Here is a 14,575-nt window from a genome sequence, read left to right as displayed (position 1 = left end):
GCCCGTATCCGCGAAGGGCTGTTGGGAGGGAGACAGGAATGCGCTACCGCACGATCGGCACGGACCCGAAGACCCGCCGCGAGGTGAGTGTGCTCAGCCTCGGCGCCATGCTGATGGGCACGCTCACCGACGAAGCGACCTCGTTCGCCGTCCTCGACCGGTACGCCGAGGCCGGCGGGACCTTCATCGACACCTCGAACAACTACGCGTTCTGGGCCGACGGCAGTCAGGGCGGGGAGAGCGAGCAGCTGCTCGGCCGCTGGCGCCGGAGCCGTGGCGTCGGCGACGAGATCGTCATCGCCACCAAACTCGGTGCCCGGCCGAATGCCCCCGCCACCGGCTTCACCCGCGACATCGAGGGACTCTCGCCGAAGGTGATCCGGGAGTCCGCGGAGCGGAGCCGGGAACACCTCGGCGTCGAGAGGCTGGACCTGCTGTACGCGCACGTCCAGGACCACGGCGTGCCGATGCGCGACACCGTCGAGGCGTTCGCAGAGCTGGTGACCGAAGGGACCGTCGGACTGCTGGGTGTGAGCAACCACTGGACGTGGCAGGTGGAGCGGGCCCGGGCCCTTGCCGAGGCCGCCGGACTGCCGGGGTACGAGATCCTCCAGTACCACCACAGCTATCTGCGGCAGCGCACGGACCTGCCGAGCCTGCGCTCACCGGACGGCCAGGAGGGCGTGGCCGCCGGGGACCTCCTCAGCTACCTGCGGGCCGAACCCGCCCTCGTACCGGTCGCCTACTCGCCACTGCTGGCCGGGTCCTACGTCCGGGCGGACAAGCCGCTCGGCCCGGAGTTCGACCACCCGGGCACGCGGGCGCGGCTGGCGGCACTGCGGACGGTGGCCGAGGAGACCGGGGCAACCGTCAACCAGGTGGTCCTGGCCTGGCTGATCGGCGGCGAGGTCCCGGTCGTCCCGCTGGTCGGCGCCTCCTCGGTGGCGCAGCTGGAGGAGAGCCTGGCGGCGGTGGACCTGGAGCTGACGACGGAGCAGCGGGCGACGCTGGACGCCGCCCACTGACCATCCGCACCATGTACGCCGCCACCATGGCGACGTGCGACGGTGTGTGCACCGACCCCGTGTGACGTGGGCTTCGACCTCCTTACGGTGACGACCATGGAGACTCCCCAGAGCCCGGTCCACGGGCCCGCGCCGCTCACCGTTCCCCCGCCCCGTGCCGCCGCTCCGTCGCCGTCGCCCGCAGATCCGTTCCTGGCCGGGCGCACCGCCCTGGTGACCGGAGCGGCGAGTGGCATCGGGCAGGCCTGCGCGGAGGCCCTCGCCGCCGCGGGTGCCCACGTGTACGTGGTGGACAAGGCCGCCGACGCGGCCAAGAGCCTGGCGGAGCGGATCGGCGGAACGGCCTGGGTGGTCGACCTGTCCGTACCCGAGGCGGTGGACACACTGCCGGACGACGCGGACCTGGTGGTCAACAACGCGGGGCTGCAGCACGTCGCTCCCGTGCACGAGTTTCCGCCGGACCGGTTCGCACTGATCCACCGCGTCATGGTGGAAGCACCGTTCCGCATCTTGCGCCGCACCCTGCCCGGCATGTACGAACGCGGCTGGGGGCGCGTCGTCAACATCTCGTCCGTCCACGGGCTGCGCGCCAGCCCCTACAAATCGGCGTACGTATCGGCGAAGCACGCACTGGAAGGACTCAGCAAGGTGGTCGCTCTCGAGGCAGCACCGCACGGGGTGACCAGCAACTGCGTCAATCCCGGCTACGTGCGCACCCCGCTCGTCGAGAACCAGATCGCCGACCAGGCCCGTACGCACGGCATCTCGGAGGAGGAAGTGGTGGGCAAGGTGATGCTGGAACGCAGCGCCATCAAGCGCCTCATCGAACCCCGGGAGGTCGCCGAGGCGGTGCTGTGGCTGTGCGGACCGCACACCGGGCACATCACCGGCACCTCGCTCGCGATGGACGGTGGCTGGACCGCTCACTGACACTCTCCAGGTACACATCGAATCCCCGACGAACGATGGCCGCCCATGTCTGCACCGCCCCCCTCCGCCGCGCCCCACCTGCGTCGCCTCCTCGACCTGCTGACCGAGGACGCTCCCGCCGAGGCGCTGGGCGCCGTCTCCTCCGAGGCGCGGGCCGCCGGTGTGCCCGCGGGCGACCTCGCCGAGGTGGAGCGGGCCACCGCCACCGCACTGCGGATCAGGGGCGCCCTGCGCCAGCACCGGCGCCGCGAGCTCCAGCTCACCGCGCTCTTCGACACCGCGGGCGATCTGGCGGCCTCCCGCGATCTGGACGACGTACTCAAGGCGATCGTCCGGCGGGCCAGGATGCTGCTCGGCACGGACACGGCGTATCTCACCCTCCCCGACGAGGAGGCAGGGGACACCTACATGCGGGTGACCGACGGTTCGGTGTCGGTCCTCTTCCAGCGGCTGCGGCTGGAGCTCGGCGAGGGGCTCGGTGGTCTGGTCGCCCAGACCGCAAGCCCGTACGCGACGCCCGACTACCGCACCGACAACCGCTTCCGTCACACCCGCAACATCAACGCAGGGGTCCTGGACGAGGGGCTCGTCGCCATTCTGGGCGTGCCTCTGCTCCTCGGCTCCAGCCGCGGCGGTACGGGGAAAGTCATCGGAGTCCTCTTCGCCGCCGATCGTGCGCCGCGCGTCTTCAGCCCCGACGAGGTCGCTCTGCTCTGCTCGCTCGCCGCCCACGCCGCAATCGCGATCGACACCGCCCGCGCCCTCGCCGACACCCGCTCGGCCCTCGACGAACTCGCCGGCGCCAACGCCGAGCTGGCCGAGGCCAACGCTGCGGTACGGGAGCACTCGGCCGCCATGCAGCGGGCCGAGGAGGCGCACGACCGGCTGACCGACCTGGTGCTGCGCGGCGGTGACGTCAAGGACGTCGCGACGGCCGTCGCGGGGCTGCTGGACTCCCCGCTCACCATTCACGACCCGGGCGGGCGCCCGCTGGCGGCCGTCCGGCCCGACGGTGCGGACCTCGCCGCCGACAGCATGGACGCCGGATGGCTGGCCGAGACCGCCGAGGAGTCCCGCACCGGAGCGCGCGCCGTGCACCGCGACGGCCGGTGGATCTGCGCCGTACTCGCCGGGCAGGAACTCCTGGCCCAACTGGTTCTGCACCAGCGCCGACGGCTCGACGACTCCGACCGGCGGCTCTTCGAACGCGCTGCCGTGGTCACCGGCCTCCTTCTCCTGCTGCGGCGCACGGTCGCCGAGACCGAGAACCGGATACGCGGCGAGCTGATCACCGACCTGCTGACCGACGCGGAACGCGACCCGGTCGGTCTCGCCGAGCGCGGCCGCCGCCTCGGCATCGACCTGGACCGCCCGCATCTGCTGCTGGTGGCCGAGGCCGGCGCCCGGGAGAAGCTGTGTGCCGCTGCTCTGCGCTACCTGTTCGGCGGGGACATCCACGGGGTGAGCGCCGAACACGCGGGCACAGTGGTGCTGTTGGTCGCATGTGACGACGAGGATACGGGCGGCGGTGCCGCGGCGCGGGCGGCGGCGGCCCAGCTCGGCCAGCTCGTCCAGGCCCCCGTCACCGTCGCCGCCACCGGGCCGGCCCGCGGCCCGCGCGAGCTGGCCGCCGCCCACCGGGAGGCCGCCCGCTGCCTGCGCGCGATGCGGGTGCTGGGGCGTACGGGTGAGGGGGCTTGCGTCGACGAACTCGGCTTCCTCGGCGTGGTGCTGGGCAACGCGCAGGATGTCGAAGGTTTCGTCAACGCGACGCTGGGGCCGCTGCTGCGGTACGACACCCAGCGTGGCACCCATCTCGTGCGCACGCTGAGCGCGTACTTCGGTGCCGGTGGCAGTCTCATTCGTGCCAAGGACGAGCTTCACGTCCACGTCAATACGGTGGTGCAGCGGTTGGAGCGGATCCAGGTGCTGCTGGGGCGGGACTGGAACGAGCCGGACCGGGCGCTGGAGCTTCAGCTGGCGCTGCGGTTGAACCTGTTGGCCGGGGGCCAGGAGCGGTTGTGAACCGGGCGGCCGGTTACTGCCGTTCTGCCCTCAAGCGCCGGACGGGCTGGGTTGTGCCCGGGCCTGAAGGGTGTCCTCGAGCGCCGGACGGCCGGGCGTGTTCGCCAGTGCCACCAGGCGTGTGGCGATCTCCTGCGCGCCCGCGCCACCCGTGAGCACCGTGTAGTGGTTGACGTCCGGTACCGCCACCGGCTCCACTCGCGTGTCCCCGAGGCCGGCCGCCGCCAGTCGCTTCTCGTCGTACAGCCCCTGCTCCTCGTCCATCAGGCCGCGCGCCGCCCACAGCAGCGTCGCCGGTACCGGCAACTTCCGTACGGCCGAAAGCACTTCGTCGTCGAAGAGGCCGATCCCGTCCGTGCGCACCGCCTCGATCCGGCAGGTGGAGTGCATCGCCGGCTCCTCGCCCGTCAGATCGCGCTGGATGTACGCATCGACCTCCGGCGACCAGGCGTCCCCGGCGAACGCGGGGTGCGCCTGCCAGAACGCCCGGTAGGCGGCGCGGTCGGCGAACGTCATCGACAGCCGGTCCATGGCCGGGCCGATCACCGCTGTCATGAGTTCGTCCGGGGACAGATGGGTGGGGGCCGGGAAGCCGACCCCGCCGTCGACGAGCAGCAGCGGACCGAACCGGTCCGGATGCCGTACGGCGGCCAGGGCCGCCACGAACGCGCCCATCGAGTGACCGGCCAGCGCCACCCGATCCAGGCCGAGCGCCTCGGTCAGCGCGGCGACGTCATCGGCGTGTGCCGCGATCCCGTACGGGCCGGGCAGCCCGGCGCTCGCCGCCCGGCCGCGCAGATCCGGGGCGATCAGCGTGACGCGTCCGGCCAGCAGGCCGGCCACCGTGCCCCAGGAGAGCGCGTTGGCCGTGATGCCGTGCAGGGCCACGACCACCGGCGCACCGGGCTCCCCGGCCGGCCAGCGCAGCGCCGTCAGCTCGCCCCCGGCGACCGGGACACCTATCTCTTCGTACGGGGTCATGAGTGCCGGTACTCCTTCCGGGCGGCTGCGCCCGCTCTGGTTGCGCCTCTGGGTGCACGGAGTGCGGAGCCCAGCCGGGACGGCAGCCGTGCCAGCCCGCCCGGCAGCAGATGTACCACGGCCACGAAGAGCACACCGAGCAGGAACAGCGGCTGGGAGAGGGGTACCCGCAGCACCGCGGGCAGGTCGGCGACCGCACCCGAGCCGGCGAGATCGCCGAGCCGGTGATCGGCCCAGGTGTACAGGATGCCGCCGACCATCGGCCCCCAGCGGGTACCCGAACCGCCCAGCACCACCATCACCAGCAGCGACAGTGTGAAGTCCGACGTCGTCGTCTGGGGTGTGGAGCCGCCGGTGAGCAGCAGATGGACGAGTCCGCCGAGCGCTGCCAGCGCACCGGCCAGGACGAAGGCCGTCAGCTTGAACCCGTACGGCCTCAGCCCCAGCACCTCCACCCGGCGCTCGTTCTCCTTGATGCCCTCCCAGACCCGCCCGGTCGGGGAACAGACCGCCCAGTGGACGACGGCCAGGGTGAGCACCAGATAGCCGAGCGCGACCCAGTACAGGTTGGCCGTGTGCTCGATGCCCACGAGCCCGGACGGCAGCAGCTCGGCGGGGGCGGCCCGGCCCTCCTCGCCGCCGGTGAAGCCGCCGGGGTTGCGGGAGACCAGGATCGAGCCCGCCTGGGCGAAGGCCAGCGTCACCATGGAGAAGCCGATACCGGTGACCCGCAGGCTCACCGACCCCAGCACCAGAGCGAGCGCGATCCCGAAGCAGACGCCGACCAGGGCCGAGACGGCGAACGGCAGACCGGCCTCCAGCATGATCGTGTTGGTGGCGTAGCTGCCCGCGGCGAAGTACAGCGCATGGCCGAAGGAGAGCAGCCCGGTACGGCCGAGCAGCAGGTCGTAACCGGTGGCCAGGGCGCCGAACAGCAGGCAGGTGGCGAGGAGTTGCAGGCTTCCCGCACTTCCGACGGGGCCGTCGAGCAGGCCCGGCAGCGGCAGTGCGCTGTACGGCGCGACGATCAGCACCACCAGCACGGCGGCCGGCCACCAGCGCAGCAGCCGGGCCGTGTCGGCGCCGGCCGGTGCGCCGGACGGCGCCGCCGGTGTTCCGCTCGTGCGGTCGGGTGTCCCGGTCACGGTGCTCACGCGAGCCTCCCGGTCAGTCCGCGCGGCCGTACGAGCAGCAGCGCGGCGAGCAGGACGACGACGGCCAGGTCGCCGAGGCCCGCTGCGGTGTAGTAGTTGGCGAACTGCTGGACCAGGCCGATCACGACGGACGCCGCGGCGGCGCCGGTCACCGAACCCATGCCGCCGGTGACCACCACGACGAACGCGAAGATCAGCAGCGAGGTGCCCTGCCGGGGGTCGACCGAGCCGAAGTACAGCCCGCCGAGCGCCCCGCCGAGCGCGGCGGCCGAGCCACCGATCGCGAAGACGAGGGTGAACGCCTTCCGTACGTCGATGCCGAGCGCGGTCACCATCGCCCGGTCCTCGACCCCCGCCCGTACGACCAGTCCGTGCCGGGTCCGCCCGAGGAAGAGCCGCAGCGCGACCAGCACCACGGCCGCGGCCGCGACCAGCACCAGACGGTTGACCGGAACTTCCGCGCCCAGCAGGGAGAACGTGCCGGACAGTGCCTCGGGCCCGGGGAAGCGGAGGGCGTCCGAGCCCCAGATGCCCGACAGCAGCGCCGGGACGGCGAGCCCCACCCCGACCGTGGCGAGCACCTGCTCGCGCGGCCGGGTGTACAGCGGGCGGACGACGGCGAGCTCCAGCACCACGGCGGCGACGGTGCCCACCGCCGTACCGAAGAGGACCGCGAGGACGAAGCCCGCGCCGCCGGGGCCCGCGCCCGGCAGGTTCCCGGACGCCGCCCACCAGGTGCCGTACGCGCCGATGGAGAGCAGCGCGCCGTGCGCGAAGTTGAGCACGTCCATCAGGCCGAAGATCAGTGAGAGCCCGGAGGCGATCAGGAAGTAGAGCGCTCCCAGACCGAGTCCGGTCATGGTGAGAAGAACGACGGTGGACATCAGGAATCCGCCTCCACGGAAGGTGCTTCGGTGGCCGGGCCGCGCCCCACGCCCAGCAGCCGGCGTGCCGCCTCCGCGTCGCCCAGCAGCTCACCGGCCGGACCATGGTGGGCGGTTCGGCCGTCGGCGAGCACGGTGCAGTGTGCGGCCAGGCGCCGTACGACCGCGAGGTTCTGCTCCACGAGCAGCACCGGCACCGCCTCGGCGGCCCGCTCCAGCACCTCGGCGACCTCGGTGACCACCTTGGGCGCCAGTCCCTTGGTGGGTTCGTCGGCGATGATCAGCCGGTTGCCGTTGAGCAGGGTGCGACCGATGGCGACCATCTGCTGCTGACCGCCGGAGAGTGTCCCGGCCAACTGCCTCTCCCGGAGCTTCAGTTCGGGGAAGAGTTCATGGACGAGCGGGTACGCAGGCTCGCCCGCCCCGCGCCGCTCGGCCAGCCGCAGGTTCTCCGCCACGGTCAGGCCGGCGAAGACGCCGCGGTCCTCGGGGGCGTAGCCGATGCCCCGCCGGACCAGCGTGTGGGTGGGCAGCGCCACGGTCTCCTCGCCGTCGAGCCGGACGCTGCCGGTGCGCGGAACGAGGCCGAGGATGCCGCGGACGGTCGTGGTCTTTCCGGCTCCGTTCCGGCCGAGGAGCGCGGTCACCCCGTGCCGGGCGACATCCAGGTCCACCCCGTGCAGGATGTGCCGGCCGCCGATGAGGACCCGCAGGTCCCGCACGGTGAGAAGCGTTCCGGTCGTCACAGCCCCTCCCCGAGGTATGCCTGCTGCACGGTCGGGTCGGCGGTCACGGCCTCGGGGGTGTCCAGCGCCAGCAGCCGGCCGTGGTGCATCACGGCGAGCCGGTCGGCCAGCCCCAGCAGGACGTCCATGTGGTGCTCGACCATGAGGACGGTGCGACCCTCGTCCCGGTGCAGGGTGCGGATCAGTTCGGTGAGCGCAGGGACCTCCTCCGCGCTCACCCCGGCCATCGGCTCGTCGAGCAGCATCAGCCGCGGCTCTCCCACCAGCAGCACCGCCAGCTCCAGCTTCCGTTTCTCGCCGTGCGACAGCTCGGACGCCAGGGCCCGGGTGCGGTGGCCGAGCCCGGTGCGCTCCAGTACGCCGTGTACGTCGTCGGTGTACGGGGAAGCGCGCCGCCACACGCGGTACGAACCGCCCCGGGCGGCCTGCGCGGCCAGCCGGACATGGTCGGCCACGCTCATCCCCGGCCAGAGGCTGGACGTCTGGAACGTCCGGCCGATCCCGCGCCGGGCCCGGGCGTGCGCGGGCCGGCCGGTCATGTCCGTGCCGTCCAGCGCGATGGTGCCCGATGTGGCCGTGGTCAACCCGCTGATCAGGTTGAACAGTGAGGTCTTGCCCGCCCCGTTGGGGCCGATGAAGGCGAGGAACTCGCCCTCGCGGACGTCCAGCGTGATGTCCTCGACGATGGTCGCCCCGCCGACGCCCCAGCCGAGGCCGGCCAGCCGGAGCACGGGGGCGGTGGTCCGTGCCCCGCTCCCGTGTTCCGTCGTGATGCCCGGTGCGGCCATCGGTCAGCCCGCCGAGGGCTTCGCGGGCGGCGCCACCTTGTCCATCGGCTCGGTGGTCACCAGCTTCGGCTCGGCGGTGGCGCCCTTCCCGATCAGTTTCGCCACGAACATCGGCTGAATCAGGGCGTGATCCTCGGCCCGCACCTGCTCCTTGCCCTTCACCCCGTCGAAGGTCCAGCCCTCCAGGGCCTTCGCCATGGCGGCGGGATCGGTGGCGCTGCCCTCCTCCACCGCGTGCACGATCATCTGTGCGGCGGTGAAGCCGTCGGGGGTGAACAGGTCGGGGGTGCCGCCCGCCTTGGTCACCGCGTCGAGCATCGACTTCTCCACGGCGTTGCCGCCGCCCGCACCGGGGAAGTAGTGCGCCAGGAACGAGACCTTGGAACCGGCGGCGCCGAAGATCGGGTACGAGGCCGTGCCGGCCAGCCCGGTGACGACCTTGGACGCGCCCAGCACACCCTGCTGGTCCAGCGCGGTCCACAGCGCGGGGGCGGTGGAACCCGCCCAGGCCACGAAGACCAGATCCGGACCGGCGGCCTTCACCTGCCGGGCGAACGGGGTCAGGTCCGTGGCGCTCGGCGGGGCCAGCACGGAGCCCACCGTCGCGCCCTTGCCACCGAGAACGGCCTTCACCGCAGCGACGTTGGCCTGGCCGAAGGTGGAGTCCTGGGCCAGCACGGTGACCTTCTTGCCCTCGGCCTCGCCCAGCATCGTCCCGGCGGTGAGGATGTCCTGGTAGGACTGCCGGCCGGAGCGGAACGTGTAGTCGTTGATCCCGGTCACGGCGTCGGTCGCGGCCGGCCCGCTGACGTACAGGACCTTGTTCTGCGCGGCGAGCGGCGCCATCTGCAGGGCGACCCCGGAGTCCGTGGTCCCGGCGAGCACCTGGTAGCCCTTGCCGATCAGGTTCTTCGCGGCGGAGACCGCCTTGCCCGGGTCGCCCGCGTCGTCCTGCTCGGTGACCTCGATGCGGTGCCCGGCGACCTTGCCGGTGCCGTTCGTCGCGTAGTCCAGGCCTGCCATGAACCCGTCGCGGTACTGCTTCCCGTAGGCCGCGAGCAGCCCGGTCCGGGAGTAGACCAGCCCGACCTTGACGGTCTGGCCCTTCGCGCCCTTGCCGGACGCGGAGTCCGCCTCACCCGCCTTCCCGGCGGCGGTGCAGCCGACCAGCAGGAGTCCTGCGGCGGCCAGGGTGACGACGGCGGAGAGGGATCTGCGGTGGTGGACGGTGCCTGTGGCTCTGCGACGCATGGTGACCGGCTCCTCGGCGGGATTCCTGTGATGTCGCCGAACCGTATGAACACCGTGGCGCCGTCGACATGGTGCAGGACGCCCCACCTGAGGCGGTGTGCATGTGCGGCCCGCACATGGGCCGGGGCCGGGGGTGAACGGACACCGCCCGCAGGCAGGGAACCGTCAACACCCCGTCATCTGCGGGGACATGACCCGGGCCGTGGCCCGTCGGTACAGATCGCCCGGACCGTGCCGGGCCCGGGTCCTGTCGTCGTGCCCGCCAGGGATTACGGGACGGCCCTCAGGACGCTTCCGGGGGTGTCGTCACGTCGATCAGCCGGCACACCGTCTCGATGTCTATCTTCACCTGGGCGATCGACGCCCGTCCCGACAGCCAGGTGATCAGCGCCGAGTGCCAGGTGTGCTCGATGACCCGGACCGCGGACAGCTGCTCGGGCGTCGGGTGCTCCAGTCCCATCGAGTCCAGGATGATCGCCGTCGTGAGCCGCGAGACGGTGTCCACCTCGGGGCTCACGCTGCGGTCCGCGAAGGTCAGCGCCCGCACCATCGCGTCCGCCAGATGCGGTTCACGCTGCAGCGCGCGGAACGCCCGCATGAGGGTGTCGGCGACCCGCTGCGCCGCGTCGTCCCCGGCCGGGGGCCGTTTGCGCAGCGTCCCGTGCATGTGCTGGAGCTGGTCCTGCATGGTGGCGACCAGCAGGTGGATCTTGGACGGGAAGTACCGGTACAGCGTGCCCAGGGCGACCCCGGCGGCCTCCGCCACCTCGCGCATCTGCACCGCCTCGAACCCGCCCCTGCTGGCGAGCTGGGCGCTGGCGTGCAGGATGCGGCGGCGGCGGGCCTCCTGCCGTTCCGTCAGGGGCGGCGATGCCGGCTTGGCTTCCGCTGTCATGTGTCCCCATCCATGGCTTCTGTCCACAACCGGAGGAGGCGCGGGCTCCCGGCGGCGCACAGCATGCCAGGGTGCCGGTCGTGGCGCGAATCACCTGATCCGGCCGTTGCGCCGACGCTACCTGCCGGTAGATTCGTAGCTCATTGCACGATCCAGTCTGAAACTTGTTCTAGATTAGCGTGAGCGGTTACGCTCCGGCGAACACGCAGTGAGAAGGGGGCCGAGTGTGACCGCTGAGGCCATAGAGACGGGCCCCCGCACGGGCAGTGACACGTCGGCCGCCATCGCCGACGGGCGGCCGTTGCGCATCGCACTCCTCACCTACAAGGGCAACCCCTTCTGTGGCGGCCAGGGTGTGTACATACGCCACCTCGGCCGCGAGCTCGCCCGCCTCGGTCACAGCGTCGAAGTGATCGGCGCCCAGCCCTATCCCGTACTCGACGAGGGCGTCCCGCTCACCGAGCTGCCGAGCCTGGACCTCTACCGCCAGCCCGACCCGTTCCGCACCCCGAAGCGCGGCGAGTACCGGGACTGGATCGACGCCGCCGAGGTCGCCACCATGTGGACCGGCGGCTTCCCGGAACCGCTCACCTTCAGCCTCCGTGCCCGCCGCCATCTCGCCGCCCGTCGCGGTGAGTTCGACGTCATCCACGACAACCAGACCCTCGGGTACGGGCTGTTGGCGGACCTCGGTGCCCCGCTCGTCACCACCATCCACCACCCCATCACCGTCGACCGGCAGCTGGAGCTGGACGCCGCCGACAGCCGTCGCCGCCGCGCCTCCGTGCGCCGCTGGTACGCCTTCACCCGCATGCAGAAGCGGGTGGCGCGCCGGCTGCCGTCGGTGCTCACCGTCTCCGGCTCCTCCAAGCAGGAGATCGTCGACCATCTCGGGGTGCGGCAGGACCGGATCCATGTCGTGCACATCGGCGCGGACACCGAACTGTGGTCGCCCGACCCGTCGGTCGCCGAGGTGCCCGGCCGGATCGTCACCACCTCCAGCGCCGACGTCCCGCTGAAGGGCCTCGTCCACCTCGTCGAGGCGCTCGCCAAACTCCGTACCGAGAACCCGCAGGCGCACCTCGTGGTCGTCGGCAAGCGGGCCGAGGACGGACCCGTCGCGCAGGCCATCGAGCGGTACGGACTCCAGGACGCCGTCCGGTTCGTCAAGGGCATCAGCGACGCCGAACTCGTCGACCTGGTGCGCAGCGCCGAGGTCGCCTGCGTCCCCTCGCTGTACGAAGGGTTCTCGCTGCCCGCCGCCGAGGCCATGGCCACCGGCACCCCGCTCGTCGCGACCACCGGCGGGGCGATCCCCGAGGTCGCGGGTCCGGACGGCGGGACCTGTCTGGCCGTGCAGCCCGCCGACGCCGGGGCCCTGGCCGCCGCGCTCGCCCGGCTGCTCGGCGACCCGGAGCTGCGGGCCCGGCTCGGCACCGCGGGCCGCGCCCGGGTGCTGGCCCGGTTCACCTGGAAACAGGCGGCCATCGGCACCGCGGAGCTCTACCGGCAGGCGATCGCCGCCCGCGCCGCCACCACACAACCCGGCGGCCGACGGTGACCCCGCAGTCCGCCCCCGCTGTCCCCGCCCCCTGAACCCCCCTCGACCGCGAAAGCAGGCACTTGTGCTGACCGTGGACTTCACCCGCTTCCCGCTCGCCGCAGGCGACCGGGTGCTCGACCTGGGCTGCGGCGCCGGACGCCACGCCTTCGAGTGCTACCGGCGCGGCGCCCAGGTCGTGGCACTCGACCGGAACGGCGAGGAGATCCGCGAGGTCGCGAAGTGGTTCGCGGCGATGAAGGAGGCCGGGGAGGCCCCCGCGGGCGCCACCGCCACCGCGATGGAGGGCGACGCGCTCAACCTGCCGTTCCCCGACGAGTCCTTCGACGTCGTCATCATCTCCGAGGTGATGGAGCACATCCCCGACGACAAGGGCGTGCTCGCCGAGATGGTCCGGGTCCTCAAGCCGGGCGGCCGGATCGCGATCACCGTGCCGCGGTACGGCCCCGAGAAGGTCTGCTGGACGCTCTCCGACGCGTACCACGAGGTCGAGGGCGGCCACATCCGCATCTACCGGGCCGACGAACTCCTCGGCAAGATCCGCGGTGCCGGCCTCAAGCCGTACGGCACCCACCACGCGCACGCGCTGCACTCCCCGTACTGGTGGCTCAAGTGCGCATTCGGAGTCGGCCGCGACGGCAAGGACGCAGCGCTGCCGGTCCGTGCGTACCACAAGCTGCTGGTCTGGGACATCATGAAGAAGCCCGCCGTCACCCGGGTCGCCGAGCAACTGCTCAACCCGGTCGTCGGCAAGAGCTTCGTCGCGTACGCCACCAAGCCACACCTGCCCAAGGCCGCTGCCGCTGCCGCGAATGACCTTTCGAAGGCTGAGGCGTGACAACTCCCGAGCAGACCGAACACCTCGTGCTGCCCGGAGTGCTCACCGCTGAGCAGGCGACGGAGACTGTCGCCGCGCTGCTCGCCGTGCAGCGCGAGGACGGTGCGCTGCCCTGGTTCCGAGGCCACCACCTCGACCCGTGGGACCACACCGAGGCCGCCATGGCCCTCGACGCCGCGGGCGAGCACGCCGCCGCGGAACGCGCGTACGACTGGCTGGCCCGGCACCAGAACAAGGACGGCTCCTGGTACGCCGCCTACCACGACGGCGACCCGCACCGGCCGACCGACCGGAGCCAGGAGTCCAACTTCTGCGCGTACGTGGCCGTCGGCGTCTGGCACCACTACCTCGCCACCGGCGACGACGGGTTCATCGACCGGATGTGGCCGACCGTGTACGCGGCCGTCGAATTCGTCCTGCGGCTCCAGCAGCCCGGCGGCCAGATCGGCTGGAAGCGCGAACCCGACGGCACCCCCGTCGACGACGCCCTGCTGACCGGCAGCTCCTCCATCCACCAGGCACTGCGCTGCGCACTCGCCATCGCCGAGCAGCGCGAAGAGCCGCAGCCGGACTGGGAGCTGGCGACCGGCGCGCTCGCGCACGCGATCCGCAGCCACCCCGAACGCTTCCTCGACAAGAGCCGCTACTCGATGGACTGGTACTACCCGGTCCTCGGCGGCGCGCTCACCGGAGCGGCCGCCAAGGAGCGGATGGAGGAAGCCTGGGACCGCTTCGTCGTCCCGGGCCTCGGGGTGCGCTGCGTGCTGCCCAACCCCTGGGTGACGGGCGGCGAAAGCTGTGAACTCGCCCTGACTCTCTGGGTGATGGGGGAGTCCGACCGGGCGCTGGAGATCCTCCAGTCCATCCAGCATCTGCGCGCCGAGGGCGGCATGTACTGGACGGGGTACGTCTTCGAGGGCAACCGGGCGTTCTGGCCGGAGGAGCTCACGACCTGGACCGCCGGATCGCTGCTGCTCGCCGTGGCCGCCCTGGGGGGCGACGAGGCGACCATCGCAGTCTTCAGCGGCGAACGGCTGCCGACGGGCCTGGAGCCGGACTGCTGCGCCCCCTAGGGCTCCAACGGCCGGGCCGGGAGGTTACGGACGGCGGATTCGGCCTGCCACTGCATGTCCGATGAAGAGATAGACGACGGCGGCGAGGCCGTATCCGGAGACGACCCGGGCCCAGGCCTCGTCGAACGTGAACAGGTCGTACGACCAGCCGGCCAGCCAGTGGGCGGCGTTCTTGACGAAGGCCACGAGCTCGTTGCCCCGGTTCGCGTCGAGCAGGTACATCAGGATCCACAAGCCGATGATGAAGGCCATGACATCGGCCACCACGGCTATGACACGTGCGGCGGTGCTGCTTCTCGTGCCCATTCCAGGAGACATGGATATCGAGTTGCCGTTTTCCGCGGTCCGAAACCCGGTCGGCACCCCTTGAGTGGCGCGGCACCCTGACCCGGGTGAGCCTGGCAGGGCGTGCCGCACTGCGGCG

Annotated in this window: 14 protein-coding genes; 6 read left to right on the top strand and 8 right to left on the bottom strand. The window is 72.0% G+C overall.

Annotated features, from left to right (window positions below; all coding sequences use genetic code 11):
- Window positions 1–38: 38 nt before the first annotated feature.
- The 3 genes from ACWCP8_RS16770 (at window position 39) to ACWCP8_RS16760 (ending at window position 3,980) form a co-directional block, all read left to right on the top strand.
- Complete coding sequence (locus ACWCP8_RS16770; protein ID WP_451116567.1) at window positions 39–1,025, top strand: aldo/keto reductase; 987 nt, start codon at window positions 39–41, stop codon at window positions 1,023–1,025.
- Window positions 1,026–1,121: 96 nt separating this feature from the next.
- Entirely contained in the window at window positions 1,122–1,955 is an 834-nt protein-coding gene (locus ACWCP8_RS16765) for a 3-hydroxybutyrate dehydrogenase (RefSeq protein ID WP_030926035.1), read from the top strand.
- Between the two features lie 45 nt (window positions 1,956–2,000).
- Window positions 2,001–3,980 (top strand): helix-turn-helix domain-containing protein, encoded by a 1,980-nt coding sequence (locus tag ACWCP8_RS16760; protein WP_451116565.1) that lies wholly within the window; start codon window positions 2,001–2,003, stop codon window positions 3,978–3,980.
- A 30-nt stretch (window positions 3,981–4,010) separates the two neighbouring features.
- Here ACWCP8_RS16760 and ACWCP8_RS16755 read toward each other — a convergent pair whose 3' ends face one another.
- From ACWCP8_RS16755 to ACWCP8_RS16725, 7 genes are all read right to left on the bottom strand, one after another.
- The gene (locus ACWCP8_RS16755) at window positions 4,011–4,961 is read right to left on the bottom strand and encodes an alpha/beta fold hydrolase (protein ID WP_451116563.1); all 951 of its coding nucleotides are present in this window, start codon (window positions 4,959–4,961) and stop codon (window positions 4,011–4,013) included.
- Window positions 4,958–6,115 (bottom strand): branched-chain amino acid ABC transporter permease, encoded by a 1,158-nt coding sequence (locus ACWCP8_RS16750; protein WP_352266954.1) that lies wholly within the window; start codon window positions 6,113–6,115, stop codon window positions 4,958–4,960. Before ACWCP8_RS16750 ends, ACWCP8_RS16755 begins: the two co-directional genes overlap by 4 nt.
- Window positions 6,112–6,999, bottom strand: a complete 888-nt coding sequence (locus ACWCP8_RS16745) for a branched-chain amino acid ABC transporter permease (RefSeq protein WP_326630718.1) — start codon at window positions 6,997–6,999, stop codon at window positions 6,112–6,114. The genes ACWCP8_RS16750 and ACWCP8_RS16745 overlap by 4 nt, the downstream gene beginning before the upstream one ends.
- Complete coding sequence (locus ACWCP8_RS16740; protein WP_352266953.1) at window positions 6,999–7,745, bottom strand: ABC transporter ATP-binding protein; 747 nt, start codon at window positions 7,743–7,745, stop codon at window positions 6,999–7,001. Before ACWCP8_RS16740 ends, ACWCP8_RS16745 begins: the two co-directional genes overlap by 1 nt.
- Window positions 7,742–8,533: an ABC transporter ATP-binding protein gene (locus ACWCP8_RS16735; RefSeq protein WP_451116560.1), complete on the bottom strand. Its 792-nt coding sequence runs from the start codon at window positions 8,531–8,533 to the stop codon at window positions 7,742–7,744. Before ACWCP8_RS16735 ends, ACWCP8_RS16740 begins: the two co-directional genes overlap by 4 nt.
- Window positions 8,534–8,536: 3 nt before the next feature.
- Entirely contained in the window at window positions 8,537–9,784 is a 1,248-nt protein-coding gene (locus ACWCP8_RS16730) for a substrate-binding domain-containing protein (RefSeq protein WP_451116558.1), read from the bottom strand.
- A gap of 283 nt (window positions 9,785–10,067) precedes the next feature.
- Window positions 10,068–10,679, bottom strand: a complete 612-nt coding sequence (locus tag ACWCP8_RS16725) for a TetR family transcriptional regulator (protein WP_267005406.1) — start codon at window positions 10,677–10,679, stop codon at window positions 10,068–10,070.
- Between the two features lie 226 nt (window positions 10,680–10,905).
- Between ACWCP8_RS16725 and ACWCP8_RS16720 the strand changes: the two genes are divergently transcribed.
- The 3 genes from ACWCP8_RS16720 (at window position 10,906) to ACWCP8_RS16710 (ending at window position 14,151) form a co-directional block, all read left to right on the top strand.
- Window positions 10,906–12,240 carry a glycosyltransferase family 4 protein gene (locus ACWCP8_RS16720; protein ID WP_451116556.1) on the top strand — a complete coding sequence of 445 codons (1,335 nt, stop codon included), beginning with the start codon at window positions 10,906–10,908 and terminating at the stop codon, window positions 12,238–12,240.
- A 64-nt stretch (window positions 12,241–12,304) separates the two neighbouring features.
- Complete coding sequence (locus ACWCP8_RS16715) at window positions 12,305–13,078, top strand: class I SAM-dependent methyltransferase (protein ID WP_030970479.1); 774 nt, start codon at window positions 12,305–12,307, stop codon at window positions 13,076–13,078.
- Window positions 13,075–14,151, top strand: a complete 1,077-nt coding sequence (locus ACWCP8_RS16710) for a prenyltransferase (RefSeq protein WP_451116554.1) — start codon at window positions 13,075–13,077, stop codon at window positions 14,149–14,151. Before ACWCP8_RS16715 ends, ACWCP8_RS16710 begins: the two co-directional genes overlap by 4 nt.
- A 24-nt stretch (window positions 14,152–14,175) precedes the next feature.
- On the opposite strand, the gene ACWCP8_RS16705 is transcribed toward ACWCP8_RS16710, so the two are convergent.
- Entirely contained in the window at window positions 14,176–14,469 is a 294-nt protein-coding gene (locus ACWCP8_RS16705; protein ID WP_451116552.1) for a hypothetical protein, read from the bottom strand.
- Window positions 14,470–14,575 lie beyond the last annotated feature (106 nt).

The organism is Streptomyces sp. NPDC002206, from assembly GCF_053593595.1.
Note: the sequence above shows the minus strand (reverse complement) of the source record. Positions and strands in the feature narration are given on the sequence as shown.

Bases quoted from the DNA above. Each gene is read 5' to 3' on its own strand.
- ACWCP8_RS16770 (WP_451116567.1), top strand. From the start codon at position 39: ATGCGCTACCGCACGATCGGCACGGACCCGAAGACCCGCCGCGAGGTG.
- ACWCP8_RS16765 (WP_030926035.1), top strand. From the start codon at position 1,122: ATGGAGACTCCCCAGAGCCCGGTCCACGGGCCCGCGCCGCTCACCGTT.
- ACWCP8_RS16760 (WP_451116565.1), top strand. From the start codon at position 2,001: ATGTCTGCACCGCCCCCCTCCGCCGCGCCCCACCTGCGTCGCCTCCTC.
- ACWCP8_RS16755 (WP_451116563.1), bottom strand. From the start codon at position 4,961: ATGACCCCGTACGAAGAGATAGGTGTCCCGGTCGCCGGGGGCGAGCTG.
- ACWCP8_RS16745 (WP_326630718.1), bottom strand. From the start codon at position 6,999: ATGTCCACCGTCGTTCTTCTCACCATGACCGGACTCGGTCTGGGAGCG.
- ACWCP8_RS16735 (WP_451116560.1), bottom strand. From the start codon at position 8,533: ATGGCCGCACCGGGCATCACGACGGAACACGGGAGCGGGGCACGGACC.
- ACWCP8_RS16730 (WP_451116558.1), bottom strand. From the start codon at position 9,784: ATGCGTCGCAGAGCCACAGGCACCGTCCACCACCGCAGATCCCTCTCC.
- ACWCP8_RS16725 (WP_267005406.1), bottom strand. From the start codon at position 10,679: ATGACAGCGGAAGCCAAGCCGGCATCGCCGCCCCTGACGGAACGGCAG.
- ACWCP8_RS16705 (WP_451116552.1), bottom strand. From the start codon at position 14,469: ATGTCTCCTGGAATGGGCACGAGAAGCAGCACCGCCGCACGTGTCATA.